This is a genomic window from Actinomadura violacea, assembly GCF_017573465.1.
GTDB lineage: Bacteria > Actinomycetota > Actinomycetes > Streptosporangiales > Streptosporangiaceae > Spirillospora > Spirillospora violacea.
Genome location: NZ_JAGEPF010000010.1, coordinates 285,998 through 311,162, shown reverse-complemented (window position 1 = coordinate 311,162; position 25,165 = coordinate 285,998). Strand labels below are relative to the sequence as shown.

At 71.1% G+C, this 25,165-nt stretch carries 25 protein-coding genes; 14 read left to right on the top strand and 11 right to left on the bottom strand.

Features of this window, described 5'->3' with window-relative positions; all coding sequences use genetic code 11:
• Positions 1-4: 4 nt before the first annotated feature.
• The 3 genes from J4709_RS18075 to J4709_RS18065 form a co-directional block, all read right to left on the bottom strand.
• Entirely contained in the window at positions 5-817 is an 813-nt protein-coding gene (locus J4709_RS18075; protein WP_208242198.1) for a hypothetical protein, read from the bottom strand.
• 104 nt (positions 818-921) lie between these two features.
• Positions 922-1,398, bottom strand: a complete 477-nt coding sequence (locus J4709_RS18070) for an NUDIX domain-containing protein (RefSeq protein ID WP_208242196.1) — start codon at positions 1,396-1,398, stop codon at positions 922-924.
• 2 nt (positions 1,399-1,400) lie between these two features.
• Positions 1,401-2,144 (bottom strand): helix-turn-helix domain-containing protein, encoded by a 744-nt coding sequence (locus J4709_RS18065; RefSeq protein WP_208242194.1) that lies wholly within the window; start codon positions 2,142-2,144, stop codon positions 1,401-1,403.
• A 178-nt stretch (positions 2,145-2,322) separates the two neighbouring features.
• Between J4709_RS18065 and J4709_RS18060 the strand changes: the two genes are divergently transcribed.
• The 6 genes from J4709_RS18060 (at position 2,323) to J4709_RS18035 (ending at position 6,650) form a co-directional block, all read left to right on the top strand.
• Positions 2,323-2,547: a hypothetical protein gene (locus J4709_RS18060; protein ID WP_208242192.1), complete on the top strand. Its 225-nt coding sequence runs from the start codon at positions 2,323-2,325 to the stop codon at positions 2,545-2,547.
• A gap of 159 nt (positions 2,548-2,706) precedes the next feature.
• Positions 2,707-2,895, top strand: coding sequence for a hypothetical protein (locus tag J4709_RS18055; RefSeq protein ID WP_208242190.1), 189 nt, complete (start codon positions 2,707-2,709; stop codon positions 2,893-2,895).
• Between the two features lie 28 nt (positions 2,896-2,923).
• Positions 2,924-3,268 (top strand): hypothetical protein, encoded by a 345-nt coding sequence (locus J4709_RS18050; protein ID WP_208242188.1) that lies wholly within the window; start codon positions 2,924-2,926, stop codon positions 3,266-3,268.
• Positions 3,269-3,327: 59 nt separating this feature from the next.
• Positions 3,328-5,055, top strand: coding sequence for an FtsK/SpoIIIE domain-containing protein (locus J4709_RS18045; RefSeq protein ID WP_232383637.1), 1,728 nt, complete (start codon positions 3,328-3,330; stop codon positions 5,053-5,055).
• A gap of 154 nt (positions 5,056-5,209) precedes the next feature.
• The gene (locus J4709_RS53390) at positions 5,210-5,389 is read left to right on the top strand and encodes a helix-turn-helix domain-containing protein (RefSeq protein ID WP_208242184.1); all 180 of its coding nucleotides are present in this window, start codon (positions 5,210-5,212) and stop codon (positions 5,387-5,389) included.
• An 88-nt stretch (positions 5,390-5,477) separates the two neighbouring features.
• Entirely contained in the window at positions 5,478-6,650 is a 1,173-nt protein-coding gene (locus tag J4709_RS18035) for a site-specific integrase (RefSeq protein WP_208242182.1), read from the top strand.
• Between the two features lie 94 nt (positions 6,651-6,744).
• On the opposite strand, the gene J4709_RS18030 is transcribed toward J4709_RS18035, so the two are convergent.
• The gene (locus J4709_RS18030) at positions 6,745-7,941 is read right to left on the bottom strand and encodes an MFS transporter (RefSeq protein ID WP_208242180.1); all 1,197 of its coding nucleotides are present in this window, start codon (positions 7,939-7,941) and stop codon (positions 6,745-6,747) included.
• Positions 7,942-8,040: 99 nt separating this feature from the next.
• On the opposite strand from J4709_RS18030, the gene J4709_RS18025 reads away from it, so the two are divergent.
• Both J4709_RS18025 and J4709_RS18020 read left to right on the top strand, forming a co-directional pair.
• A complete protein-coding gene (locus J4709_RS18025; protein WP_208242179.1) occupies positions 8,041-8,808 on the top strand; it encodes an AraC family transcriptional regulator in 768 nt (255 codons plus the stop codon).
• Between the two features lie 86 nt (positions 8,809-8,894).
• On the top strand, positions 8,895-9,200 hold the full coding sequence (locus J4709_RS18020; RefSeq protein WP_208242177.1) for a hypothetical protein: 306 nt from the start codon (positions 8,895-8,897) through the stop codon (positions 9,198-9,200).
• Between the two features lie 18 nt (positions 9,201-9,218).
• On the opposite strand, the gene J4709_RS18015 is transcribed toward J4709_RS18020, so the two are convergent.
• Positions 9,219-10,409 carry an MFS transporter gene (locus J4709_RS18015; RefSeq protein WP_208242175.1) on the bottom strand — a complete coding sequence of 397 codons (1,191 nt, stop codon included), beginning with the start codon at positions 10,407-10,409 and terminating at the stop codon, positions 9,219-9,221.
• Between the two features lie 106 nt (positions 10,410-10,515).
• Between J4709_RS18015 and J4709_RS18010 the strand changes: the two genes are divergently transcribed.
• Positions 10,516-11,007 (top strand): Lrp/AsnC family transcriptional regulator, encoded by a 492-nt coding sequence (locus tag J4709_RS18010; RefSeq protein WP_208242173.1) that lies wholly within the window; start codon positions 10,516-10,518, stop codon positions 11,005-11,007.
• 34 nt (positions 11,008-11,041) lie between these two features.
• On the opposite strand, the gene J4709_RS18005 is transcribed toward J4709_RS18010, so the two are convergent.
• A complete protein-coding gene (locus tag J4709_RS18005; protein ID WP_208242171.1) occupies positions 11,042-11,881 on the bottom strand; it encodes an MBL fold metallo-hydrolase in 840 nt (279 codons plus the stop codon).
• 129 nt (positions 11,882-12,010) lie between these two features.
• Here J4709_RS18005 and J4709_RS18000 point away from each other — a divergent pair, with 129 nt between their 5' ends.
• The 3 genes from J4709_RS18000 (at position 12,011) to J4709_RS17990 (ending at position 15,054) form a co-directional block, all read left to right on the top strand.
• Entirely contained in the window at positions 12,011-13,717 is a 1,707-nt protein-coding gene (locus J4709_RS18000; protein ID WP_208242169.1) for an AMP-binding protein, read from the top strand.
• Between the two features lie 43 nt (positions 13,718-13,760).
• Positions 13,761-14,717 carry a phosphotransferase family protein gene (locus tag J4709_RS53385; RefSeq protein WP_307801326.1) on the top strand — a complete coding sequence of 319 codons (957 nt, stop codon included), beginning with the start codon at positions 13,761-13,763 and terminating at the stop codon, positions 14,715-14,717.
• 79 nt (positions 14,718-14,796) lie between these two features.
• Entirely contained in the window at positions 14,797-15,054 is a 258-nt protein-coding gene (locus tag J4709_RS17990; RefSeq protein WP_208242166.1) for a TFIIB-type zinc ribbon-containing protein, read from the top strand.
• 117 nt (positions 15,055-15,171) lie between these two features.
• Here J4709_RS17990 and J4709_RS17985 read toward each other — a convergent pair whose 3' ends face one another.
• Genes J4709_RS17985 through J4709_RS17975 form a run of 3 tightly spaced genes read right to left on the bottom strand, consistent with a single transcriptional unit; the run spans position 15,172 to position 19,993 of the window.
• Positions 15,172-17,727 (bottom strand): polynucleotide kinase-phosphatase, encoded by a 2,556-nt coding sequence (locus J4709_RS17985; RefSeq protein ID WP_208242164.1) that lies wholly within the window; start codon positions 17,725-17,727, stop codon positions 15,172-15,174.
• The gene (locus tag J4709_RS17980; protein ID WP_208242162.1) at positions 17,724-19,175 is read right to left on the bottom strand and encodes a 3' terminal RNA ribose 2'-O-methyltransferase Hen1; all 1,452 of its coding nucleotides are present in this window, start codon (positions 19,173-19,175) and stop codon (positions 17,724-17,726) included. The genes J4709_RS17985 and J4709_RS17980 overlap by 4 nt, the downstream gene beginning before the upstream one ends.
• Positions 19,176-19,213: 38 nt before the next feature.
• Positions 19,214-19,993: a DUF3152 domain-containing protein gene (locus J4709_RS17975; RefSeq protein WP_208242159.1), complete on the bottom strand. Its 780-nt coding sequence runs from the start codon at positions 19,991-19,993 to the stop codon at positions 19,214-19,216.
• A 504-nt stretch (positions 19,994-20,497) separates the two neighbouring features.
• On the opposite strand from J4709_RS17975, the gene J4709_RS17970 reads away from it, so the two are divergent.
• A complete protein-coding gene (locus J4709_RS17970; RefSeq protein WP_208242157.1) occupies positions 20,498-21,325 on the top strand; it encodes a TIGR02452 family protein in 828 nt (275 codons plus the stop codon).
• A 27-nt stretch (positions 21,326-21,352) separates the two neighbouring features.
• Here the strand turns inward: J4709_RS17970 and J4709_RS17965 are convergent, their stop codons facing one another.
• The gene (locus tag J4709_RS17965; RefSeq protein ID WP_307801325.1) at positions 21,353-22,093 is read right to left on the bottom strand and encodes a TetR/AcrR family transcriptional regulator C-terminal domain-containing protein; all 741 of its coding nucleotides are present in this window, start codon (positions 22,091-22,093) and stop codon (positions 21,353-21,355) included.
• A gap of 169 nt (positions 22,094-22,262) precedes the next feature.
• Here J4709_RS17965 and J4709_RS17960 point away from each other — a divergent pair, with 169 nt between their 5' ends.
• Positions 22,263-24,008, top strand: coding sequence for an MFS transporter (locus J4709_RS17960; protein ID WP_208242155.1), 1,746 nt, complete (start codon positions 22,263-22,265; stop codon positions 24,006-24,008).
• A 196-nt stretch (positions 24,009-24,204) separates the two neighbouring features.
• On the opposite strand, the gene J4709_RS17955 is transcribed toward J4709_RS17960, so the two are convergent.
• Positions 24,205-25,131: an LLM class F420-dependent oxidoreductase gene (locus tag J4709_RS17955; RefSeq protein ID WP_208242153.1), complete on the bottom strand. Its 927-nt coding sequence runs from the start codon at positions 25,129-25,131 to the stop codon at positions 24,205-24,207.
• Positions 25,132-25,165 lie beyond the last annotated feature (34 nt).

Below are 25,165 nucleotides of genomic sequence, written 5' to 3'. Positions count from 1 at the left end.
TTAGTCAGGACACGGAATTCCGAGGATCTTCTCCGGAACTGGTCGAAACCAAGCGGCCAAAGACGTGGCCCCAAGCGCCCGCATTCCCGCCGGACTCACGGATGGCGGCAACACGCTCCGCCACCACGAACCTTGCATTTCCCCATTTCGTTCGCTCTGAGGCTTCCAACTTAACCGCCAGAGTGTCCTGATCTCCTGGGTTGTTGGCAACGGAGATTAGTCCAACACCAGCATGCCTGAGGGAGCGATAAATTGATTGTCGATTCTTGGGGATCTTAGTCACATCCATAGCAAGGTAGGCCTTATTTGCAAATTCAGTATACGAAGCAGCCTGCATTAGTCCGCGCTGCCACTCGCTACGCTTTACCTCGATGGCATTGATAGAAGCCGTGGGACTCTTGTAGCGATACGTGCACATCCATTCTCGCTCATTGATTCTGTTGACCCATCCCAAGTCGACCAAGCTAGGGAGTATGCGCCGCCGAAGATGAGACCTCGAATAGAGAGTCTTCTCTGCCAGGTCTGTCGTCGTGAAAACCGAGGAATCCTGTGCCTGAGACATGGCTACGAGCACTTCTAAGCTCGACCTTTCCTGAACAGGCTGCACTCCCCAGACATTTCTCTGCTCCAGCGCATGCTCATCAAAGATAACAAGAACTATATCGACAACACCCTTTGGTGACTGCACTTCATAAAAGTGCTCCCACTTGTCATCCTTGGACAAGAAGTGAGATACGTTATCAACTATAGGGCGAAGCATGTCGGCTTCGCGGATGAAACTACTCATTTCCTCGCCATCTATACTGTCTAACTGCATGATACACGAGGATAGAGCACACCACCGACAGTACGCTAAATAATAGGCGTGATTTCTATGCTGCAATATAGTGTGGGCAGGCTCAGCGAAACAGGCTGAGTGTCCTAGCTCAATACAGGGCCAACTTTTTGTTCCAGATAGTCGACGATCCGTAGGCGCATCGATGCATGCATTTTCTTAGTTGGCGCCTGCGCTTTGGGAATCCAAGACACCTCGTATGACTCTTCGCTGGTTTCAAGGTCCCCGCCGCTCGGAGAGCCACTCAGCAAGATTGAGAATTCTTGGCGCACTTCATCATTACTCGTGTAATGAATGACATGCTTTGGGTCGCTGTAGATGCCGACTAGTCCGGTGATCTCTACGTCAATTCCGGTTTCTTCTTTGGTTTCACGGATGGCGGCTTGAGTGACGGACTCGCCGATGTCGATCGCGCCGCCTGGTAGGGCCCAGTTATCGTTGTCGGTGCGGCGGATCATAAGGATCTCGCCCTTGTCGTTCTCTACGACGACGTTGACGGCCGGGACGAGGCTGTTGGCCCTGGGGGCGTTGGGGTCGTCGTAGTAGTCGATCCTGCGGCCCATAGCTAGTCCCCCGGGATGGGTGTGGCGGCTTCCCAGACACGTTCGAAGCTGTCGAGGTAGGTGTTCACCAGGTCTCCGCCGGCTATGCGTCGGAGGTGCCAGACGGGGGCGAGTGCGGCTGTGATGCCGTAGACGTGGGTGTTGACCAAGAGCTGGTCGTCGGCGCGGTAGATGGAGTTGTAGAGCACCGTGTTGTGGTACCGGAACTCGACGCCGTCTTGTTTGCGCAGGTTCTTGTAGAGGACGAGGGCGTTGCGGATTTTGGCGGCTTGCGCGTCGCCTACGCCCTCGTCTGCGCCGCGTTCGGCTACCTGGGGGCTGTCGGGGTCGCCGAGGAGGATGCGGACGCGGACGCCGGCCTTGGCTTTCTCGGCGAAGGTGCGTTGGATGCCGGAGTCTTCGGAGAGGAAGAGACCGGAGTAGACCAGGACGCCGATGTCTTCTTTGGCTGTAGCGAACAGACGTCCCCATGCGTCCCTGGGGACCATGGTGCGGCGCGGGTAGATGGTGACCAGTTCGCTGCTGGAGGCCGCGGTGACTTGCTCATTGGTGAGCGCGTCGGGCCACAGGAACGTCTCGTCAACGCCCAGGCGTGAAGCCACTGCGTAGCGGTGCCGCCGGTAGGGCGTGCGGTCCTTGGTGATCCACCGTTCCACGGTCTTTTGGTCGACGCCGATCGACTCTGCGAGCGTGGCGATGGTCAGGCCCTGCTCTAGCAGTGTGGCGCGTAGGCGTTCGTTCGGCATGCACCCGTCCGGATCGCGGGACGTCCTGGGACGCGGTCAACCCTATGAGGACGTCATGAACACGTCCAGTCATGTAGTGATCTCGTCCCGCTGGTCACGCGCACTCTCTTTCTCGTAGCCCGCTGAACGCCCGAGCCGCCCCCGCCGGACACGGGCCGTACGAGAGGAGTGATCGCCCATGATCCTCGTTCTGGCATCGATCATCGCCGTGTTCCTCGCCGGTTCCACCTGCGGCATCTTCGCCATGCTCGTCATCGGCATCCACGCCGAGGAGCGCCGCGTGATGCGGAGCCGCTCCCACCCGTCCCGTACCGACTCGTCCCGCGCCGGCGCCGTGTCGCGACGGCTGCTCACCACGCGCACGTGTGACGAGGCCCCGACGCGCGTCCCGGCGGGTCGATGAGCATGCGGATGCCGCGCCTCATCACCGGTCACCGCTGCCCGTGCGGCGCGCGAGTCGACCCCGGCAACCGCAGGTGCCGCAAGTGCCGCGCTCGCGCCCGTTGGCTGCGGCGCGGGCGCGGCTACCGGCACCCCGACATGTGGCCGCAGGGGTGAGCGCGTGAACGTCTCGATCCCGCTGGTCGCCGTCCTCGGCGCGGTGGTGTGGCTCGCGTGGCGGTACATGGGCCTGCGCGCGTGGCACGTCGTGGTGTGCCTGCTGTTCGGGTTCTTCCTCGCCGCAACCAGCGCCGCGCCGGAGATCCGCCGGCTGGTGACCGTGCTCGTCCAGTCCCTGTCTCAGAACTGACGTCCCGCTTGAAGGGAGTGATGCCCCAGTGCCCGACATCCCTCAGCACGTCAAGATCGACCTTCAGGGGGTCCGTGCCCGCAACCTCGCCGCCCGTGAGATCGTCTCCGCTCTATCGGAGGCCATGCCGTACATCGCCGATCTGTGGCTTCGCCTCAATGCCGCGCTCGCCGACTCCCCCGCCCTCGTCTCCGAACTGTCCCGGCTCACGGCCGAACTGGTGAAGGCGCGCCGTGACCGCGCGAACCTAGCCGCGGCAGGGCGCGCCACCCTCAAGGCCGCACGCGACGCCGATCCCGATCCGCTGTACTACCTGCGCGACGAGCTGCGCGCGCAAGGGCATCTACCGCCGGACGACCGGGGGCGTTCATGAGCCGGTCACGGCAGATGCGACGGCACGCACAGAAGATGCGCCGCAACGGACTTCAGCCATTGGTCATCATCGACCGTGACGACCAGTTCCCGGACGTCGCCGCTGTGCTGGTGGCTCGGGCGCTGTGGCGGTACCGGTCGGAACTCGCTCCCCTGTACCTGGTGACCGCGCTCGTCGTCTCGGGCCTCGTCCTGCACGCGGCTCGTCCGCACTGGTGGCCGTACCTGCTCGCCCTTGCGACGGTGGCCGCTTGGGTGCTGGCGATGTTCGGCGACCGGTTCGGGCTCACCCTGCGCATGGAACGGCTGTACGGCGCGGCCGTGGTCGTAGGTGTCGGTGGGTGGCTTGCTGCGGTGACCGCGCTCGGTATCGCGTTCTCTCCGCTCCTCCAGGTGCTCGCCGTGGGTGGGTTCGTGCTCGCCGTGCCGTGGTGGGTGCATCGGCGCCGGCGCGCCAAGGTGCGGGTCGATCGGCAGATTGCGGCATGGCCTGAAATCGCGCAGTCGATCGGGCTCGCCGGCTCCCGAGCGCAATCCGCCGTGGTGGACGTGTGGGGATGGCGCGCGCGCTTCGCCCTCGCCCGTGGTCAGACCATCCAGGACGTCACCACGAAAGTGCCCGCGATCGAATCGGCACTCGGGACCTTCCGCGGCGCGGTGCGCGTCTTTCCCACGCGCGACGACAAGGCCAACCGGTTCGAACTTCGGGTGCTCAACACCGACCCGCACGCCGATGCGATCCCATGGCCTGGACCGTCCGTCTCCTCCATCACCGAGCCGATCGACCTCGGGCCGTTCGAGGACGCGACCAGCGCGCGCGTTCTGCTGCTGCGACGTCACGGACTCATCGGAGGCGTGGCCGGCTCGGGCAAGAGCGGCGGCATCAACGTGCTGATGGGCAATCTCAGCGCGTGCCGCGACGTGGTCGTCTGGGCGATCGATCTCAAGCGCGGGATGGAGTTGCAGCCGTGGGCGTCCTGTATCGATCGGCTCGCCACCACGCCGGAGCAAGCCCGCGCCATGCTGCGCGACGCCGTGATGATTCTCGAGGCGCGGGCGGCGTGGCTCACGGCGAACGGGCGGCGCGTCTGGGATCCAGCGCCCGAGTTGCCCGCGCTCGTCATCGTCGTGGACGAGTACGCCGAACTCGCCGACGACGCGGCGAGCGACACGGACTCGATCGCGCGCCGTGGACGTGCGGTCGCCGTGACCCTCATCGCGGCCACGCAGCGCCCCACACAGAAGGCCATGGGCAAGGGCGCCGTCCGCTCACAGATGGACGTCCGGGTGAGCTTCCGCGTCCGCGAACGCAAAGACGTCGACCTCATCCTTGGGCAAGGGATGCTCAACGCCGGATGGCACGCCCACACCCTCAACGCCCCCGGCAAGTTCCTGCTCTCCGCACCCGAACACGACACACCCCGACGAGGCCGCGCCTACCTGCTCACCGACGACGCCGTGAGCGAGGCCGCACAGCGACACGCGGCCCTGCGCCCCGTCCTGGACGAGGTCTCGCAGCGCGCGCTGGACGATGCCGCTACGCCGCTTGTACAGCCCGTCTCAGCGGCGTCCGCCCCGCTGAGGCCGTCCAGGGAAGACCGCGCCGAAACCGTCCTGAGAGAGGCTCTGGACGGCGCGCCGGACGAGGGGCTTCCGATCGCTCACCTACTCATGATCAGCGAGATGAGCCGGCCGACCCTCTACCGGCGCCTCAACGAGCTGGTGAAGACCGGCCGCGCCGTCCAGGTCGGGCGAGGCCGCTACAAGGCGTCCGACCACACTCCGTGATCGTCTCAACGTCTCGTCTCACGCGCGCCTGCACGTAAGGAGCCGAGAGACGCGAGTGAGACGAGACGGAGACGAGCACCGTCCGCAACCAAGGAGATGATCACCCACCCGCATCACGCATGCCCCGGGCACACCGCCTGGGCGAGAGGAGGTGGTGACCGTGCAGGCGTACACCGTCGAGCAAGTGGCCGAGATCCTCAACATCGGCCGAGACAAGGTCTACTTCCTGATCCGCACCGGCCAACTCCGCAGCATCAAGATCGGCAAGCTGCGCCGCATCACTGACCGGCACATCGCCGAGTTCGTCACCTCCCTCGAAGAGGCCAACCGCTGACAACCGCCCGGAGGTCCGTCCGCGCATGACCGCGAACGGACCTCCCCGCGCGAGGGACGTCTAGGGACGTCTTGAGTTATGGTCGGTGGTGACCTCGATCGACACGAGGAGGGATCCCTTGTCCAAGATCCTCATCGGCAAGTACGAAGGGACGATCTACCCGGAAGGTAACGGCTACACGGGAGCCGTCGCGCTCGGCTTCGGGCCGGACGGCAAGCGCAAGCGGCTCAAGAGGAAGGGGCCGACCAAGGCCGCCGTCAAAGACAAGCTCATCGAAGCCCTGGACGAGCTTGAGAGGGGCGTGAAGCCCGATCCCCACTACTACGTGACGAACGCGGTCAATGACTTCCTCGCCGCATTCGCCAAGACGGGCAAGTCACCGTCGACCAGCGGAACCTACCGGTCGCTCGCGGATCACCAGCTCATCCCGTTCATCGGCCGGATCCGCTTGAAGGACCTCACGGCGGACGACGTCGAGAGGTGGCTCAACGGACGATCGGAACACCTCACCTCGTCCACCCTGGGACTCGTTCACGCACTGCTCAAGCGCGTGATTCATCGAGCGGCGCGGCATGACAAGGTCGGCCGCAACGTGGCGACGCTGGTCGATACGCCGATGGGCAAGCCAGGACGCAAGTCCCGATCGCTGTCTCTGGAACAGGCCAGAGCAGTGCTCGCGGAGGCGAGCAAGCCCGAACATCGGATCGGGGCGTACGTCATCCTCGCGATCGTCTCGGGCCTCCGCACCGAGGAACTCCGCAAGCTCAAGTGGAGCGCTGTGGATCTCGACACGGCGACTGTCTACGTCCTGCGTTCCGACAGGTACCAGGAAGAGACGAAGACCCTCATGAGCCGACGAGGTCTCGGCATCGCCGAGATGGGGGTTGAGGCTCTCCGGAGCCTGCACAAGCGGCAGGCTGAGGAGCGACTGAGGGCAGGCGAGGAGTACGAGGATCACGATCTCGTCTTCTGCCACGAGAACGGGGCGCCGTACTCCTCCGGGCAAGTCCGTCTCCGTTTCCGCAAGATCCTGGAGGCGGCCGGCATCGACGGGGAGGCGTGGTGCCCCCGCGAGCTGCGCCACACGTTCGTGTCGCTCATGAGCGATCACGGCGTGCCGATCGAGCGCATCAGTGACCTCGTCGGGCACAAGAACACGACGATCACCCAGACCGTCTACCGTCACCAGCTCAGGCCCGAGATCCGCGACGGCGCCCAGCACATGAACGAGATTTTCGGAAGCAAGAACAAGCTCGCATAGGCGTGTAGCTCCCATGGCAGCTCCCCCGGACCCGGACGCAGCAGCGCGACCCGCTCTGACCTGGATCGCCTCAAGATCGCTCATTAAGGAAGAGCTAACGGTGGAGTGAGGGGGGCGGGATGTCGGGCGCGGTGTGCTGGTGTGGGGATGCGGGGGCTTCGAGGGGGGCGGGTTCCTGGATGAGGCGGGCGAGGAGCCAGGCGACGGCGGGGACGGCGATGAGGGGGAGGAGCGCGGTGCGCGGGGACGCGGCGTCGGCGAGGGCTCCTACGGCGGGGCTGGCGATGCCGCCCGCGCTGACGGCGAGGCCGAGCGTGACGCCGCTGGCGGTGCCGATGCGGCGGGGCAGGTAGTCCTGGCCGAGCGTCACCTGGATCGAGAACGGGGTGTAGAGGGCGATAGCGGTGAGCGCGACGAACGCGTAGATGGCGTAGGAGGGGGCGAGCGCGACGCCCGTGACCGCCGGGACCGCGAGCAGGTAGGAGGCCCGCAGCGTTCGGACGCGGCCGAGGGTCGCGGCCAGGCGGCCGCCGAGGACCGTCCCGACGGCGCCGCCGGCGAACAGGACGAACAGGGCGACCGCCCCGGCGTCGGCGCCGCCGCCGGTCCGCTGCCGCGCGACGACCGCGAGCAGGGTGCTGAGGCCGAAGAACACGACCGAGCGGCACAGCACGACGAGGGAGAGCCGGACGAACATCGGCCAGTCGTCGCGCCCGTCCGCCGCCGCCTTCTTCGCCGCGGCGCCGGACGTGCGGCGCCGCATCGCGGTGAGGCTGAGCGCCGTCCCGAGGAAGGCCGGGACCGCCAGCCAGGGCGTGGCGTGCAGGCCGCCCGCCGCGATGACGGGCGTGACCAGCAGCGGCGCGGCGGCGAAGCCGAGGTTGCCGCCGAGCGAGAACCAGCTCATCCCGGCGTGGTCGCCGCCGGTGACGGCGCGCGCGATCCGCGCCGACTCGGGATGGTAGGCGGCCACACCGAGCCCGGACACGGCGATCGCCGCCCAGGTCAGCGGGTACGCGTCGGACACTCCGGACAGTGCGACGCCGAGGCCGGCGGCGCCCGTCCCGGCGGGGACGAGCCACGGCATCGCCCAGCGGTCGGTCAGCATCCCGAACGCGGGCTGGACGACGGAGGACAGCAGCGTGGCGGCCAGCACGATCCCGGACGCGGCGACGTAGCTGTAGTGCCGCCCGGTGACGAGGAACGGGACGATCGCGGGCACGGCGCCCTGGTAGACGTCGACGCAGGCGTGGCCGGCCGACAGGAGCGCGACGGGGGCTCGGCGGTTCATATCCGGCAGCCTCGCCCCGCGGGCCGCTGTCGCGCTTCCGATATTTCGACAACTTGTGTCGATGTCCCGCCATGTCGGTGCCGTGCGTACGCTGAACCGATGACCCGCCACACCCCGCGCGCGAGCACGGGCCTGCGGCTGATTCCGCCCGGCGGCGGGATCGACCCGCACCGGCACGACGACCACCAGCTCGCCTACGCCGTCTCCGGCGTCCTGTCGGTCACCACGGACGCGGGGATCTGGCTCGCGTCGCCGGCGCGCGCGCTGTGGATCCCGGCCGGGACCGTCCACGAGCACCGTTCGTTCGGCGGCGCCGACCTGCGGCTCGTCGGGATCCCGGTGCCGCGCGACCCGCTCGGCCTTGCCCGTCCCGCCGTCCTCGGGGTGGACGCGCTGCTCCGCGAGCTGATCGTGGCGTGCACCGACGTCCCCGACGCCGAACGTGACGGCGCCGAGTGGCTGCGGCTGCGGGACGTGCTGCTCGACCGCGTCGCGCGCGCCCCCAGGTACGCCGACTACGTCCCGTCCGCCAAGGACCCGCGTCTGGCCGCCGTGTGCCGGATGCTGTGCGACGACCCCGCCGACGACCGGACGCTAGCCGAGCTCGGCGCGCGCGCAGGAGCGGGCGAGCGCACCCTCACCCGGCTGTTCCGCGCCGAGCTCGGCATGACCTTCCCGCAGTGGCGCGCGCAGTTGCGCCTGCACCACGCCATGGTCCTGCTCGCCGAGGGACTGCCGGTGACGACCGTCGCGCACCGGGCCGGGTGGGCGTCCGCCAGCGCGTTCATCGACGCGTTCCGCCGCACGTTCGGCCACACGCCCGGCACGCACCGCGCGCGCGTCGACGGGCGCCTGCTGCTCCGCTGACCTTCCGCGCTCGCCGGCGAACTCGCAAGCGGGCCCCTCGCCCGCGAGCCCAGCGCCTAGGATGAGACGCCGGGGAGGTGGTGGACGTGGACGCGCCGCGCATGACGTTCCCGCCGGACGGCTGCTCCTACGAGGTCCGCTACACGCTGGGCCGGCGCGGCGCGGGCCTGGAGGCGTTCGCCGACGAGTTCGACCTCGGGCGCTGGTTCGCCCTGATGGACGACGAGGGCGTCTTCCTCCCCGAGGAGTTCTCCGTCCCCGACGAGGACGGCCGCAACGGTTTCCAGATCTTCTGCGTCGCCGACGGGACCCGGGTCCCGATCAGCTACTTCCACCCGCGTCTCGTCCGGGGCCGCATCGAGGGAGCCCGAGCCGCCGTCCCGAATCCCTGAGCTCGCGCCTCGCGCCGCTCACGCGCGCGCGGGACGGCGTAGGGCGGCCGATGCCAGCACCGCCAGGCCGCAGAACATTCCGGCGAGCACGCCGTACCCGGCCGCGGACATGATGACGGTCGACAGCAGCCCGGCCGCGGCGGCGATCGTCCACACGGCCGCGTCCACCGTGCCCTCGATGTCCGTCCGCGCGGGCTCGGGCAGTTCGCGGGCGAGCCGCCCGCTGCCGCCGACGAAGCACAGGTTCCACGCGTAGCCGAGCCCGAACAGTGCCACGGTGCGCGTCCAGGCGCCGTCTCCGGCCGCCGCCAGGCCGGTGGACGCGGCGAGCGCCGCGACCCCGGCGAGCATCACCGGACGCGCCCCGTACCGGTCGACCAGCCGGCCCGTCACCGGCGACAGCGCGAACATCCCCAGCGTGTGCGCCGACAGCGTCATCCCGACCATGCCGAGCCCGTCGCCGTCCATCTGCATCGCCACCGGCGCCGCCGTCATCACGGCGACCATGACGACCTGCGCCGTGACCATCACCACCAGCGCCGACCGCGTCACCGGCCCCCGGAGCAGCGCCCGCACCGAGACCCGCCGGCCGGCCTCCGGTGCGTCGACCGCGGGTGCCGAGAAAGCGGACGCCGACGCCGCGACCGCCGCGCCCGCGCTGGACAGGAACGCGACGAGGAAGGGCCCCGCGAGGGACGGAAGCCCCAGCCCGCGCGCGAGACCGCCGGACGGGTCGAGCAGCAGCGGCCCGCCGACCGCGCCGACGGCGGCGGACCAGACGACGACGCCGATCGCCGAACCCCGCCGGCCGGGCGGGTACAGGTCGGCCACCGCGTACCGGGAGAGCTGCGCGCCGGCGTTGCCGAGGCCGAGCATCACCATCCCGGCGCAGAGGGCCGCGAGGTCGCCGCGCGCGACGCCGGCGGCGGCGAGGCAGGCGCCGGCCGCCGCGGCGAGGTACCCGCCGGTCAGCACCGCGGGGCGGCCGGCGCGGCGCGCCAGCCGGGTCAGCGCGAGCGCACCGGCGCCCGTGCCGACGATCCCGGCGGTGGCGGGCACGCCGCCCCAGCCGGCGCCCAGCCGGTCCGCGGCGGCCAGGGCGCCCGCCGCGCTCGCCATCGACATCGCAGCGTTCATGAAGGCGGTCCCGGCGCACAGCGCCGCCATCGGACGCGCCCGCACCGGACGCACGCTCAAGGTCTGATCCATGCCGTAAACGCTAGAAAGGTCCGGCGCCGGGATGAATGGGCGATCTATGGTGTTCGGACGCTCCGACCTGTCGTTCGGAAGCGAATCACGGAAGGGGGCCTTTCGGATGGACCGGGAGCTCGACCAGACGGACTGGCGCATCATCGCCGAACTGCAGCGCGACGGGCGGCTGTCGTTCAACCGGCTCGCCGCCCGCGTCAACCTGTCGGCGCCCGCGGTGGCCGAGCGGGTCCGGCGGCTGGAGGAGACCGGGGTGATCACCGGCTACCAGGCGCGGATCGACCCGGCCCGCGTCGGGCAGCCGCTCACCACGTTCGTGCAGATGCGCTGCGCCCTCGGCCGCTGCCTGCTGAAGACCACCACCGCCGAGGACCTGCCCGAGGTCACCGAGGTGCACAAGCTCAGCGGGAACTGGTGCTCGATGCTCAAGGTGCGGGTCGCCTCGATGCCGCACCTCGAAGGGCTGCTGGAACGGCTCGGCGAGCACGGCGAGATGAACTCCCACATCGTGCTGTCCACCACGTACGAGGCGCGGGCCGTCGAGCCCCCGGCACCGGAGTCCCGCACGGTGACCACCTCGGAGGGCTGGACCCGCTGACGGGACCCGGGCCGGGGCCCGGGGCCCGGGAGCGTCAGCGCGCCGGATGAGGCGTCGGCGACTGGGTCCTCGCCGGCCCGAGGGTGATGGTGCCGCCGCGCTCGACGTGGCGGAGGCGGGCGGCCATCCCGCGCCGGCCGACCTCCTTGTCGAAGTCCGAGAGCGGCGACTTCATCACCGTGTAGTCGTCGTAGTGGACGGGGACGGCGGTGGCGCAGCCGGTGGTCTCCAGCCATTGCGCGCCCTGGCGGCCGTCCATGGTGACGGTGAGCAGCCCGAGCAGCCGCGTCCCGCCGAGGTGGACGACGCCCGCGTCGATGCCGGGGTACCGGTGGCGGATCTCGGCGATCTCGTCGTACATGAGCGTGTCGCCGCTGATGCACACCCGGAACCGGGGTTCGCCGTCCGGCGGGCCGAACTCCAGCAGCGAGCCCATGACGGGCGGCAGGAGGCGGCGCAGCGGGCCGGGCGCGTGCCGTCCCGGCAGCGCGGTGACCCTGATCGCGTGGTCGCCCTTGGCGACGGTCTCGGTGTCCCAGGTGCGCATGGCCTCCGCGGAGCGGAACCCCCGGCCGCGCAGCGCGCGCGCCGCCGCCCCGGTGGTGAGGATCGGCAGCCTGCGGTCGAGATGCCGCTCGGCCACCGGGTCCCAGTGGTCGCCGTGCAGGTGGGACAGCACGACGACGTCGAGCTCGGGCAGCTCGTCCACGGAGATCGCCGGGTCCTTCACCCGTCTGCTGGTGATGCCGTGGCCGAGGTCGGCGCGCTCGCCGCGGCGCAGGAAGTTCGGGTCGGTCAGCAGCGTGATTCCGCCGTACCGGATGATCGTGGTCGCGTTCCCGACGAAGGTCAGGGTCGCTGTGTCCGCAGGCATCGTTTCCCCCTCTCCGATCCCGGTCGGACCCCCTACCCCGCGGACGGCCGCCCAAGCGCGCGCGGAGCGGCGGGGACGGGCGGGCGCCGCTGTTCCGGGATCGGGCGGGTCGTGGTTGAATTCTCGATTATGTGGCCCTCGTCACAAAGATCACTCCCGTGGCGGCGGAGGTATCAGCCGGGGGTTCCCACCGAGGTCGCGATCCCGGACGTCCCCGTCACGCGGCTGCTCGACGACGCCGCGGAGCGGTACCCGCGGCGCACCGCGCTGGTCTTCTCCGGGCGGCGGACCGCCTACCGGGACCTGCGGGACGCGGCGGACCGCTTCGCCGACGGCCTGCACCGGCTCGGCGTGCAGCCCGGCGACCGGGTGGCGCTGATCCTGCCGAACTGCCCGCAGCTGGTGATCGCGTTCTTCGGGGTGCTGCGCAGGGGCGCGATCGCCGTCCAGCACAACCCGCTGTACACCGAGGAGGAGATGCTCCACCAGCTCGCCGACTGCGACGCCCGGGTCGCCGTCGTGCTGGATCGTTCCTACGGGACGGTGCGGGCGGTGCGGCACCGGCTGCGGCTGGAGCACGTCGTCGTCACCTCCCTCGTCGACTACCTGTCGCCGGTGAAGCGGGCCGTGCTGCGGCTGCCGCTGGTGCAGACGCAGCGGCGGCGGGCGGCCATCACCGCGGACGTGCCGGACGACGCCGGCGTCGTCCCGTTCAGCGAGCTGCAGCGCGTCCCGCAGCGGCAGGTGCGCCAGCTTCCGGTGGACCCGTCGCGGGACCTGGCGGCGATCCAGTACACGGGCGGGACGGAGGGCCGCCCCAAGGGCGCCATGCTGACGCACCGGAACCTGGTCGCGAACGCGTGCCAGCAGCACGCGTGGGATCTCGGCGGGCGCGAGGGCCAGGACGTGACGCTCGCGGTCCTGCCGCTGTTCCATTCGTTCGGCCTGATGAGCTGCCTCATCGCGCCCATCATGCGGGCGGGCGCGGTGGTGCTGCTGCCGCGCTTCGACCGCGACCGCGCGCTGCGCGCCATCCGCAAGTACCGTCCAACGGTGTTCCCCGGCGTGCCGACGCTGTACGAGCAGGTGCTGGACGGCCCGCGGTTCCGGCCGTCGGACCTGCGGTCGCTGCGGGTCTACATCTGCGGCGCGATGGCGCTCGGGCAGCGCACCCTCGACCGCCTCGACGAGCTGGGGGCGCGCGGGCTGATCCAGTGCTACGGGCTGACGGAGGCGTCCCCGGCGGTCACCGCCAACCCGCTCGGCGGCGGCGCGCGGAACCTGACCGTGGGGCTGCCGCTGCCGATGACGGACGCGGTCATCGTGGACGTCGACGAGCCGACGCGGGACCTGCCGCCCGGGGAGGCCGGCGAGCTGGTGGTGCGCGGCCCGCAGGTGTTCGCGGGCTACTGGAACGCGCCGCTCGCCACCGCGCAGACCCTGTCGAAGGGATGGCTGCGGACGGGCGACATCGCGGTGATGGACGAGGAGGGTTTCGTCACCATCCTGGAGCGCCAGCGCGACATGATCAAGGTGAGCGGGTTCAGCGTCTTCCCGTCCGAGGTGGAGAAGGTCCTGCGCCGCCATCCCGCCGTCCACGACTGCGCCGTGGTCGGCGGGCCGGACGAGCGGCGCGGCGAACGCGTCATCGCGCACGTGGTGGAGCATCCCGCCTACCCGTTCTCGGCGGACGAGCTGCGGCGGCACTGCGAGCGCTACCTCTCGCACTACAAGGTGCCCGCCGAGTTCCGTCCGCGCACGGACCTGCCGCGCAACATCCTGGGGAAGGTCATCCGGCGCAAGCTGCGCGACGAGTCGGTGAACTCTCCCGCGTAGACCGGGCCCGCCTGGGGGGCCCGCCGGATGGTTGACTGGTCCCGTGGAGACCGAGACCGCCCCGCCGGACCTTTTCGCCCGGCTCGTTGAGATCGGGCGCGACTCGTCCCGCACCGGCTCGTCCCGCACCGGCTCGTCCCGTACCGGCGCGGACGCTCCGGACGCGTCCGCCGAACCGGAGACGCTGTACGACCGTCACGGCGTCCTGGTGGTGCGGGTGGGCGACCTCGTGGTGAAGGCGCACCAGCCCGGCCGCGAGTACGGGGACCCGTTCCTCGCGCGCATCAAGGTGGCGGCCTCCTTGCCGGACCTCCTGCTGGGGCCGCTCGGACCACCGTCGACTGTGGACGGCCGTACGGTCACGCTCTCGCTGTACGGCGAGCCCGTGGATCCGCAGAAGGAGCTTCCTTGGGAGGAGGCCGGGCGGCTGTTGGCCGGCGTCCATGCCACGCCCATTCCTGCGGAAGCACCGTCCTGGGGACGGCCCACGCGCGTGGCCACGCAGGTAGCACGCCTCGGGGACGGCACTGCCGAGGACGAGATCCGGCGTGCGTTCGCCACACTGCCCGCCTGGATCCGCGGTGAAGACGCGGGGATGGCCCGTCCCGAGCGGCCGGAGCACCTCATCCACGGCGACTGGCATCTGGGGCAGATGGTGCGCGCGCGCGACGGGCACTGGCGGCTCATCGACATCGAGGACCTCGGCAGGGGCGACCCCGCATGGGACCTGGCGCGTCCCGCCGCGCTGTACCTGTCCGGCGTCCTGCACCCCGACGAGTGGACGCTGTTCCTCGACGCCTACGCCGCGGCCGGCGGCCCCGCGGTGCCCGACGCCGCCGACCCTTGGACGACCCTGGACATACCAGCGCGAAGTCTGGCGATCCAGATCGCCGCCACGTGCGTCATATCCGCGAGGGGGGACGAACGCGCGTTGGACGGACCGGAACAGGCGATGGTGGACGCCTGCGGCAGAATCTCCGCCGCGGGGGACGCGGCGTGACGGCCCGTATGACGTGGCGCGCGTCCTGCCCTACATTTACCCTCTACCTGGGGATCCATAGCGGAAGGATGACAAGGCGATGCACTGCCCTAAGTGTCATGGATTGATGCGGACCTACAACCGCAGCGGCGTCCACATCGAACAGTGTGACAGCTGCCGGGGCATCTTCCTCGACTACGGCGAGCTCGAGGCCCTCAGCCAGATGGAGTCCCGCTACCGGGCCGCTCCGCCCGCGCCCGGATGGGGCGCCCCGGCCGTGCAGCACCACCATCACCACGGCCACCATGGGCACCACGGCCATCACGGCAGCGTTTTCCACATGCTCTTCTCGACCTGACGCCGAGCGGCCCGCCCCCCAGGGAGGCGGGCCGCGGTCATTTCCGGCGGGTCCCGGCGACGGCCGGCGGCGCGCCCGGGGCCGGCGTCACAGGCGCGGACGTCACAGGCGCGGACGTCACAGGCGCGGGTCGACGGGCTCCGACTCCAGGGCCAGGACGGCGAAGACGGCCTGGTGGACCCGCCACAGCGGCTCCCCCGCGGCGAGCCGGTCGAGCGCCTCGGTCCCCAGCGCGTGCTCGCGCATCGCCAGGGAGCGCTTGCGGCCGAGCGACCTGCCGCGCAGCCGGTCGAGGTTCTCGGGCTCGGTGTAGTCCGGCCCGTAGATGATCCGCAGGTACTCGCGGCCCCGGCACTTCACGCCCGGCTGCACCTTCACGTCCTCCGGGAGCGGCCCGAGCGGCTTGACGACCATCCCCTCCCCGCCCGACGCGGTGAGCTTCTCCCACCATGCGGTGACGGCCGCCTCCGACTCCGGCGACGCCAGGTCGACAATGACCGACTCCGTCCGCTGGAGCAGGCCGGTGGGGTCGGCGTCGGCGAGCCTCGCCGCGACGTCCATGTGCCAGTCGTGCTCGCGCGCGGTCGCCAGGGAGCGGCCTTCCGCGGCGAGGACCTGGAACGGTGCGATGCGCACACCCTGCAGTCCGTCGACCGGCCAGCAGTAGCGCGCGTAGGCGTCGCGGAAACGCGCGGCGTTGGCCGCACGCCGGTCGATGTGGTCGCGGAGCCCGCCGATGTCGAGGCCGCGCTCGTGTGCGCGCGCGAGGACGTCGGACGCCATCGGCAGTGCGGCGCGCGCCGCCGCGCCCGTGGCGGCGTACTGGGTGCGGATGAGGTCCATGGCCTTGGCCGACCACGGCAGCAGCTCGCAGTCCAGCACGAGCCATCCGGTCTCCAGCTCGTCCCACAGGCCGGCTGCGCCGATCGCGGAACGAACCCGGTCGAGCACCTCCTCCGTAGCGGACACGTCGCGGAAGAAGGACCGCCCGGTGCGGGTGTAGACCGCGCCGGTCGTCCCGTCCTCCACGCCGAACCGCGCCTCCGCCACCGACGCGTCGCGGCACACGACCGCGACGGCGCGCGAGCCCATGTGCTTCTCCTCGCAGATCGCGCGCAGGACGCCCTTCTCCCGGTACGCGGCGAGCGCCTCGGCGGGGTGCTCCAACCGGCCGGGCAGCGGCGAGGTGGCCGCGGGCGCCATCGTCGGCGGCAGGTAGACGAGCCACCGCGGGTCGACGGCGAACCGGCTCATCACCTCCAGCGCGGCGAGCGCGTTCTCCTCGCGGACGGTGACGCGCCCCATCAGCCGGGTCTCCACGCCCTGGTTGCCGAGGACGTCGTCGATCTTCAGGACGTCGCTCTCCCGGTGCCCGCCCGGCGCCGACGCGGACGCCGCGTGCAGCGGGCGGGCCGGCTCGTACCAGACCTGCTGGGCGGGGACGGACACCAGCTCGCGCTCCGGGTAGCGCAGCGCGGTCAGCTTGCCGCCGAACACCGCGCCGGTGTCCAGGCAGATGGTGTTGTTGATCCATTCCGCGTCGGGGACGGGCGTGTGGCCGTACACGACCATCGCCTTGCCGCGGTAGTCGCGCGCCCACGGGTAGCGGACGGGCAGCCCGTACTCGTCGGTCTCCCCCGTCGTGTCGCCGTACAGCGCGAACGAGCGGACACGGCCCGACGCGCGCCCGTGGTAGTCCTCCTTGAGCCCGGCGTGGGCCACGACGAGGCGCCCTTCATCGAGGACGTAGTGGCTGATGAGCCCGTCCATGAAGCGCAGCGCGCCGTCGCGGAACTCCTCGGTCTCGGCGCCGAACTGCTCCATCGACTCGGCGAGCCCGTGCGACAGCCGTACCTGGCGCCCGCGCAGGGCGCGGACGAGCTTCGCCTCGTGGTTGCCGGACACGCACAGCGCGTTGCCCGCCTCCACCATGCCCTTGACGAGCCGGACCACGCCGGGCGAGTCCGGGCCGCGGTCGACCAGGTCGCCGACGAAGACGGCGGTGCGCCCGCCGGGGTGGTTCGCGTCCACGGCCAGGCCCTGCGCGTCCCGCTCGATCTCGTAGCCGAGACCGCCGAGCAGGTCCTCCAGCTCGGCGCGGCATCCGTGCACGTCGCCGACGATGTCGAACGGCCCGGTCAGCTCCCGCCTGTCGTTCCACGGCTTCTCGTAGACGATCGTGGCGGCGTCGATCTCCTCCTGCCCGGACAGCACGTAGGTGCGGCGGAACTCGCGGCCGAGCGTGCGCAGCCCGCGGCTCAGCTCGCGCCGCTGGCGCGGGATGACGTGCGCGGGCATGTCCCGGTCGGGGCGGACGGCGTTCCGCTCGGCAGCGAGCCGCTCAGGGACGTCCAGGACGATCGCCGCCGTCAGCACGTCGTGCTCCTTGGCGAGCCGCAGCAGCGCCTGCCGCGCCTTGCTCTGCACGTTCGTCGCGTCCACCACGGTGAGCAGGCCGCGGCGCAGCCGCTTGGCGACGATGTAGTGCAGCAGGTCGAACGCGTCGCCGGTCGCGGACTGGTCGTTCTCGTCGTCGGACACCATGCCGCGGCAGCGGTCGGACGACACCACCTGCGTCGGCTCGAAGTGCTTGCGCGCGAAGTGCGACTTGCCGGACCCGGTCACGCCGACCAGGACGACCAGCCCCATCTCCGGAAGCCGGATCTCGGTCATCGGGCGAACACTCCCATCTGCGTCGGCGCGCCCACCTCGGGGTCGTCGTCGCCGACCGGCACGTGGCGGACCCGGTAGCCGTGCGCCGAGGCGACGCGGCCGGCCCATGCGCGGAACTCCGCGCGGGTCCATTCGAAGCGGTGGTCGGGGTGGCGCATGGCGCCGGGCGCCATTCCCTCGTAGCGGACGTTGTGCTCGGCGTTGGGCGTCGTCACGACGACGACGCGGGGCTTGGCATGGCCGAACACGACCTGCTCCATAGCGGCGAGCCTGGGCGGGTCGATGTGCTCGACGACCTCCATCAGCACGGCCGCCTCATAGCCGCGGAAGCGTTCGTCCGCGTAGGTGAGCGCGCTCTGGAAGACCTCCTGGAGCCGCTTGTCGGGACGGTGCCGCGGCTTGTCGAGCCGCAGGCGGCGTGCCGCTCCCTCCAGCGCGCGGTACGAGACGTCCGTACCGGCGATCTCGCTGAAGAAGTCGTCCCGGGCGAGGCGCGCGAGGAGCTTCCCTGAGCCGCACCCCATGTCGATGACGCGGCGCGCGTCCTCGTCGTGGAGCGCCTGCACGACCGCCTGGACGCGCCGCTCCGACAGCGACGCCGGCGCCTCCTCCGCGGCCTCCGCGCCGTTCTCAGTACCGTTCTCTGTGCCGTTCTCAGGGCGCGCGGGCTCCTCCTCGACCTCGACCGGGTCGAGCGCGTCGTCCGGCGCGTCCTCGGCGTCGGCGAGGCGGCCCAGCGCGGCGCGCACGAGGGCGCGCCTGTTGGCGAGGTAGCGGCGGGTGATGGCGGCCCGGTCGGGATGCGCGCCGAGCCACCCCTCCCCTGCGCGGATGAGCTTGTCGACCTCGTCCGGCGCCATCCAGTAGTGCTTGGCGTCGTCCAGGACGGGCAGCAGGACGTAGAGCTGATTGAGCGCGTCGGCGAGCCGCATCCGGCCGGTGAGCGTGAGCGTCACGTAGCGGGAGTCGCCCCAGTCGACGAACTCCGGATCCAGCGGCACGGGCACGGCCGACACGTCCCAGCCGAGCGGTGCGAAGAAGCGCTCGGCCTGCCCGGGGCCGCCCCGGCACGGGAGCGCCGGGAGCACGATCTCCAGCGGGATCGCGGTCTCCGCCAGTTCGGGCCGCATGTCGCACCTGCCGCGCATGGCGGTGCGGAAGACGTTCGCCATGGCGGAGGCCAGCAACGACGACGCCGCATAGGGACGGTCGTTCACATACTGGCCGAGGGAGAAGTCGGGGGTTCCCTTCCCGCGCGTGCGCACGAGCTTGACGGGGTCGACGTCCAGCAGCAGCGCCGCCGTGCAGCGCCGCTCGTCCGCGTCCGGATAGAAGACGTGCGCGGTGCCGAAGGACTGCCCGAAACTCTGCACCTTCTCCGGATGCTTATGCAGGAGATAGCCCAGGTCGGTCGCCCGGTCCAGGGTGGTGGTAATCGTGAGGAGCACGCCTCGAGTGTGGCGGAACCCGGCGAGCCGCCCCTAATTCATTTTCCGGGAACCGACGGGCCGGTCAGGAAACGGCCGTGCACGTCGAACGGCCACGGGTTGATCCGGCAGCCCTTCAGCCCGTAGATCTGCTGCATCATCACCGGGGCGGGGCGGCCGCGCCCCGGGCACGTCGAATGGCCGAAGCCCAGCCGGTGGCCGACCTCGTGGTTGACGGTCAGCGCGTGGTAGGCGTCCGGCTGGCCGCGGTAGTACTTCGTCAAAAGCAGCCAGCGCCGCAGGTTCACGACCACCTGCTTGCCGCCGCTGCAGTTCACCGTGCCGTTCGTGGTCATGCCATAGGAGCCGCAGATCCTGTCGACGGTCTTCGGCGACGCGAGCTGCACCACGAAGTCGTACGAGCCGGAGTTCACGCGCTGGAACGCCCATTTCCCGCTGGCCGTCCATCCGCGCCGGTCCGCGAGGATCTTGTCGACGCTGCGCGCGAACTTCGTGGGGTCCTGCCGTAAGCCGCCCTCCACCTCGACCATGTAGCGCATGATCTTGCCGTGCCCGAAGACGCGGCTCCCGGAGGCGGGCAGAAGGAATTTCCCGGTGCCCTTCGTCGGGATGTACACGGACTGCTTGGGTTTGCCGGTGGGCGCGTCGGGCGGTTCCGTCTCGACGCGCGCGTCGCCCTGCTTCTTGCCCGTCTCCTTCTTCGGCGTCGGCGCGGCGGCGTGCTCGGCCCCGCCGCCGAAGCTCAGGTAGGCCATCGCGCCGAGGCCGACCAGGATGACGAGCACCAGGGCGGTGACGCCCACGATCACGCCGCGCATCCGCGTCCGCCGGGCGCCCTCGAACTCGCGCTCCAGGTCGTCGCCTAGCCAGTCGGTCGAGGCCGGGCGGCGCCGGTCGCCTCCGGAGGGCCCGCCGCGCCGGCGGCCACCGCCGCCTCCGCCACGTCCGCCTCGTCCGCCGCCTCCGCCGCGTCCGCCGTGCGGCGGGGGCGGTCCCTGCGGGTACGGCGCCTCCCCGGGGAACGGCTCCTGCGGAGGGGCCGGCGGCCCCTGCCGGACGGGCGGCGTCGGCGGCTGGGGCGGCGGGGCGGCGGTCCGGCGGTGGGGCGACGCCCGGCGCCGGCCCTGTCGTGATCGTGGAGGCTGCATGGCGGAGCCAGCATGCCAGAAAGTAGTCAAGATATGATCATTTCCGGCAAATCCCCAGGTAGCACCACAAGTGCCTGCATCTCCGACCCGTTGCGCATAGTCACCAAGAGTGGCGGGTCAACCGCGAAAAGGGATTGCGGCGACCCGCCCGGGGCCGCCACAATCCGGAGCGACATGAGCAGACACCCCCGCCGGATGACCGCGCAGGAGACCGTGGCCATCCTCGAAAGCGGCGAGTACCGCGCCCCCTCCGGGCACACCGTCTCCATCGCCGACGCCCTCGCGCGCTGCGTGCGCGACACCGTCCTCTACCGTCCGGAGGCGCTCGACGCCCTCCTGCGGCGCCTCCCCGCCGGCACCGGCGCCGCGACGCGCATCGAGGTGACCGACGAGACCACCCTCGCGGCGGCGCGGCGCCTGCTCGCGCCCGGGACGGTCCCGATGGCGCTGAACTTCGCCTCCGCCAAGAACCCCGGCGGCGGCTTCCTGAACGGCGCGCACGCGCAGGAGGAGGGCCTGGCGCGCTCGTCCGGCCTGTACCCGTCGCTGCAGGCCGCCCGGGAGTACTACGACTTCCACCGCGAGCAGCGCGACCTGCTCTACAGCGACCACATGATCTACTCCCCCGGCGTGCCGGTGATCCGCACCGACGCCGGGCATCTGCTGGACGAGCCGTACGAGGTCGCCTTCCTGACCTCGCCCGCGCCGAACCGGGGCGCGATCCGGGATCCCGCCAAGGCGGAGCTGATTCCCGAGGTGCTGCGTGTGCGCGCGCGGAAGGTCCTCGCGGTGGCACTGGCCAAGGGGCACGGACGGCTGGTGCTGGGCGCGTGGGGCTGCGGCGTGTTCCGCAACGACCCCACGGAGGTGGCGGAGGCGTTCGCCGGGCCGCTCGGCCCGGGCGGAGAGTTCGAGAACCGCTTCGAGCACGTCGTCTTCGCCGTCTGGGAGTCCGCCAAGGACACCCCCAGGCGCAACGCGTTCCGCCGCGTCTTCGGCTGACGCCGCCCTCCGCCGCGGCTCGGACGGCTACGCGTCGGGCCGGTCCTCGACGTAGGACGCGATGCCGCGCAGCAGGAGGTCGAGGCCGAACTCGAAGCGCTCGGCGCCGCCCCCGGCCGTGAGGTCGTCGATCATCGCGACGATGTTGGGGTAGCGGTCCGCCGGCAGCGCCGCCATGTACGCGCGGATCTCGCGAAGGTACTTCTGGAAGTGCTCCCACGGGTCGTCGTCGCCGGTGATGGTGGCCGTGTAGAAGGTGTCCTCGATGGCGTCGGCGTCGATGTACATGCCGAGGGTGTCGACGGCCAGGCCGGCGATCCGCGCCGGCACACCGCCCGCGCGCATGAGGCCGAGCTCCATGTCGGCGATGGCGAGCAGGTTCGGGCCGGTAGGGATCAGCCCCATGGAGACCTTCGCGATGTCGCGGTGCGAGGTGTAGACGCGGCGGACCTCGCTCGCGATCTCCTTGAGCTGCTCGCGCCAGCGGGCCGGGTCGGGCTCGGACGGCAGCCGGACCTCGCCGGCGACGCGGTCGAGCATCAGCTCGCGCAGCTCCTGCTTGTCCGAGACGTGCGCGTACAGGGACGCCGGGCCGGTGCCGAGCTCCTGCGCGACGCGGCGCATCGTGACGGCCTCCAGCCCCTCGGCGTCCAGGACGGCGATCGCCGCCTCGACGACCCGCTCCTGGGTCAGCGGCTGCCGGGACGGCGCGGGCCGGCGCGGCCTGCGCCCGGGCGGCGTGGGCATCTCGGGACGTGCGACGGCCACCTCGGACCTCCCAATTTTCGCGATACATCTTGACTTCCGGGAATCGCGATATATCTTCTCTACCTGAGAGACAAAATCACGTCACGAACATCGTACTTGACACGAACGCCGTTCCCGCCGTAGAACGTTGTTCGTTGCCACGAACGTTGTTCTCGCCGATGGAGCCGACATGACCGAGACACTGCAGTCCCCAGCCGGGACGGCCGGCGCCGCGGGCTTCCGCTGGCGCTGGGCCGCCCTGTTCGTGATCCTCGCCGGCGAGGTCATGGACATGCTCGACGCCCTGATCACCGCCATCGCCGCCCCGACCATCCGCGGCGAGCTGGGCGGATCCGCCGCCACCATCCAGTGGCTCGCCGCCGGCTACACCCTCGCCATGGCCGTCGGGGTCATCACCGGCGGCCGGCTCGGCGACCTGTACGGCCGCAAGCGGATGTTCCTCATCGGCGCCGCCGGCTTCACCGTCGGCTCGCTGCTGTGCGGCATCGCCGTCTCCCCCGGCATGCTGATCGGCGCCCGGCTCGTCCAGGGCCTGTTCGGCGCGCTGATGCTGCCGCAGGGCATCGGCATGATCAAGCAGATGTTCACGCCGAAGGAGATGGGCGCCGCGTTCAGCGCCTTCGGCCCGGTCATGGGGCTGTCGTCGGTCGGCGGCCCGGTGCTGGCCGGCTGGCTGATCGACGCCGACCTGTGGGGCACCGGCTGGCGGATGATCTTCCTGATCAACCTGCCGCTCGGCCTGGCCGCGGTGCTCGCCGGCCTGCGCTTCCTGCCCGACGGCCGCTCCCCGCACGCCTCCCGGCTCGACCTCACCGGCGCCGCCCTCGCCTCCCTCGGCGCCGGCCTCATGATCTACCCGCTCGTCCAGGGCCGCGAGCTGGACTGGCCCGCCTGGACCTTCGCGATGATCGCCGCGTCCCTGGCCGTCTGGGCCGTGTTCGCCTGGTACGAGGTGCGCAAGCAGCGCGCCGGCGGCGACCCGCTGATCATCCCGAGCCTGTTCCGCAAGCGCGGCTTCACCGGCGGGCTCGCCGTCGGCGTCGTCTTCTTCAGCGGCGTCGCCGGCATCGGCCTGGTGCTGTCGCTGTTCTTCCAGATGGGCCTCGGGTTCTCGCCGCTCAAGGCGGGCCTGTCGCAGATCCCGTGGTCGGCCGGCATCATCGTCGGCTTCGGCGTCGTCCAGGCCGTCCAGCGGTTCGGCCGCAAGGTCATCCACGCGGGCGCCGTCATCATGGCCGCCGGCATCGCCGGGATGTCGGTCACGCTCCAGCAGGCCGGCCCGGACGTCACCCCCTGGCAGCTCGTCCCCGCCCTGCTCGTCACCGGGCTCGGCATGGGCCTGCTGATGGGCCCGTTCTTCGACACCGTGCTGGCGGGCGTGGAGCCCGAGGAGACCGGCTCGGCGGGCGGCACGCTCACCGCGATCCAGCAGCTCGGCAGCTCGCTCGGCGCCGCCGTGCTCGGCACGGTCTTCTTCGGGCTGCTCGGCGGGCACGTCGCGACCGCCGCCGACGACGGCGCCGCCGGGCTGCGCAAGCAGCTCGCCGCCGCGTCCGTCCCGGCCGCGCAGCAGGACCGCATCGTGACCGGGCTGCGCGACTGCGGCCGCGACCGCGCCACCGCCAAGGACGCCGAGGCCGTCCCGGCCTCCTGCACCCGGCTGCAGGGCGAGGTCAAGGCCGCGGCCGCCGCGGCGCCCGCGTCGGCGCCCGCCGTCCAGAAGGCGATCGCGTCGGACGCCTCGCACGCGGCCAAGACCGGCTTCACCGGCGCGATGAAGATCACGCTGTGGATCGTGGTCGGGATGCTCGGGCTGACCTTCCTGGCGACCTTCCTGCTGCCGATGCACGCCCGCCCGGAGGACGCCGAAGGCGGCGAGGGCGGCGGTGACGGCGCGGCGCCCGCGGCCGCCTGACCCCCGGGTCACGGCGGCCACCGCTCCGGCGGCTCCCGGCCCGGCGTCCGCGACCCGGCGACCCGCGGTCCGCGACCCCGGCCCGGCAACCCCGGACGGCGGCCCGCGGCGAGGACGAGCGCTCCCCTCGGGGAACGCACCCCCTCGCCGCGGGCCCCTCGCCGTCCGGCCGCCGGCTCCGGCGGCCGGACCCGGTTCAGAGCTTGGCGAGCACCTCCGACGCCAGCAGCTCCAGGTGGTCCAGGTCGCCGAGGTCGAGGACCTGCAGGTAGATCCGCTCGGCGCCGAGCTCCCCGAACCGCCCGATCTTCTCCACGACCTCGGCCGGGGTGCCCGCCAGGCCGCTGCTCCGCAGCTCGTCGACCTCCCGGCCGATCGCGGCGGCGCGGCGCGCGATCTCCGCCTCGTCCCGCCCGCAGCAGACGACCTGCGCGGCGGAGTAGGTGATCGGCCTGGTCCGCCCGGCCTCCGCGCAGGCGGCCCGGACCCGGTCGAACGCGCCGCCGGTCTCCGCCACCTGGTGGAACGGCACGTTGTACTCGTCGGCGTAGGCGGCGGCCAGGCGCGGCGTCCGCTTCGGCCCGAACCCGCCGAGGATCACCGGCGGGCCGCCCGCCTGCGCCGGCTTCGGCAGCGCGGGCGAGTCCGTCACCGTGTAGTGCTCGCCGGCGAAGGAGAAGGTCTCGCCGTCCGGCGTCCCCCACAGCCCGGTGACGATCCGGATCTGCTCCTCCAGCCGCTCGAACCGCTCGTTCAGGCTCGGGAACGGGATGCCGTACTGGGCGTGCTCCTCCTCGAACCAGCCCGTCCCGATGCCGAGGTCGACGCGGCCGCCGCTCATCTGGTCGACCTGCGCGACCGAGATCGCCAGCGGGCCCGGGTAGCGGAACGTGCCGGCCGTCACCAGCGTGCCCAGCCGGATCCGGCTCGTCTCGCGGGCCAGCGCGCCGAGCGTCACCCACGAGTCGGTCGGGCCCGGAAGGCCCGACACGTCCCCCATCTTGCTGTAGTGGTCGGAGCGGAAGAAGGCGTCGAAGCCGAGCTCCTCGGTGGCCTTCGCGACCGACAGCAGCGTTTCGTAGCTCGCCCCCTGCTGGGGCTCAGTGAAGATCCGTAGACGCATGGGTCCATCCTCGTACGGCCGCTCCCCCGCCCGC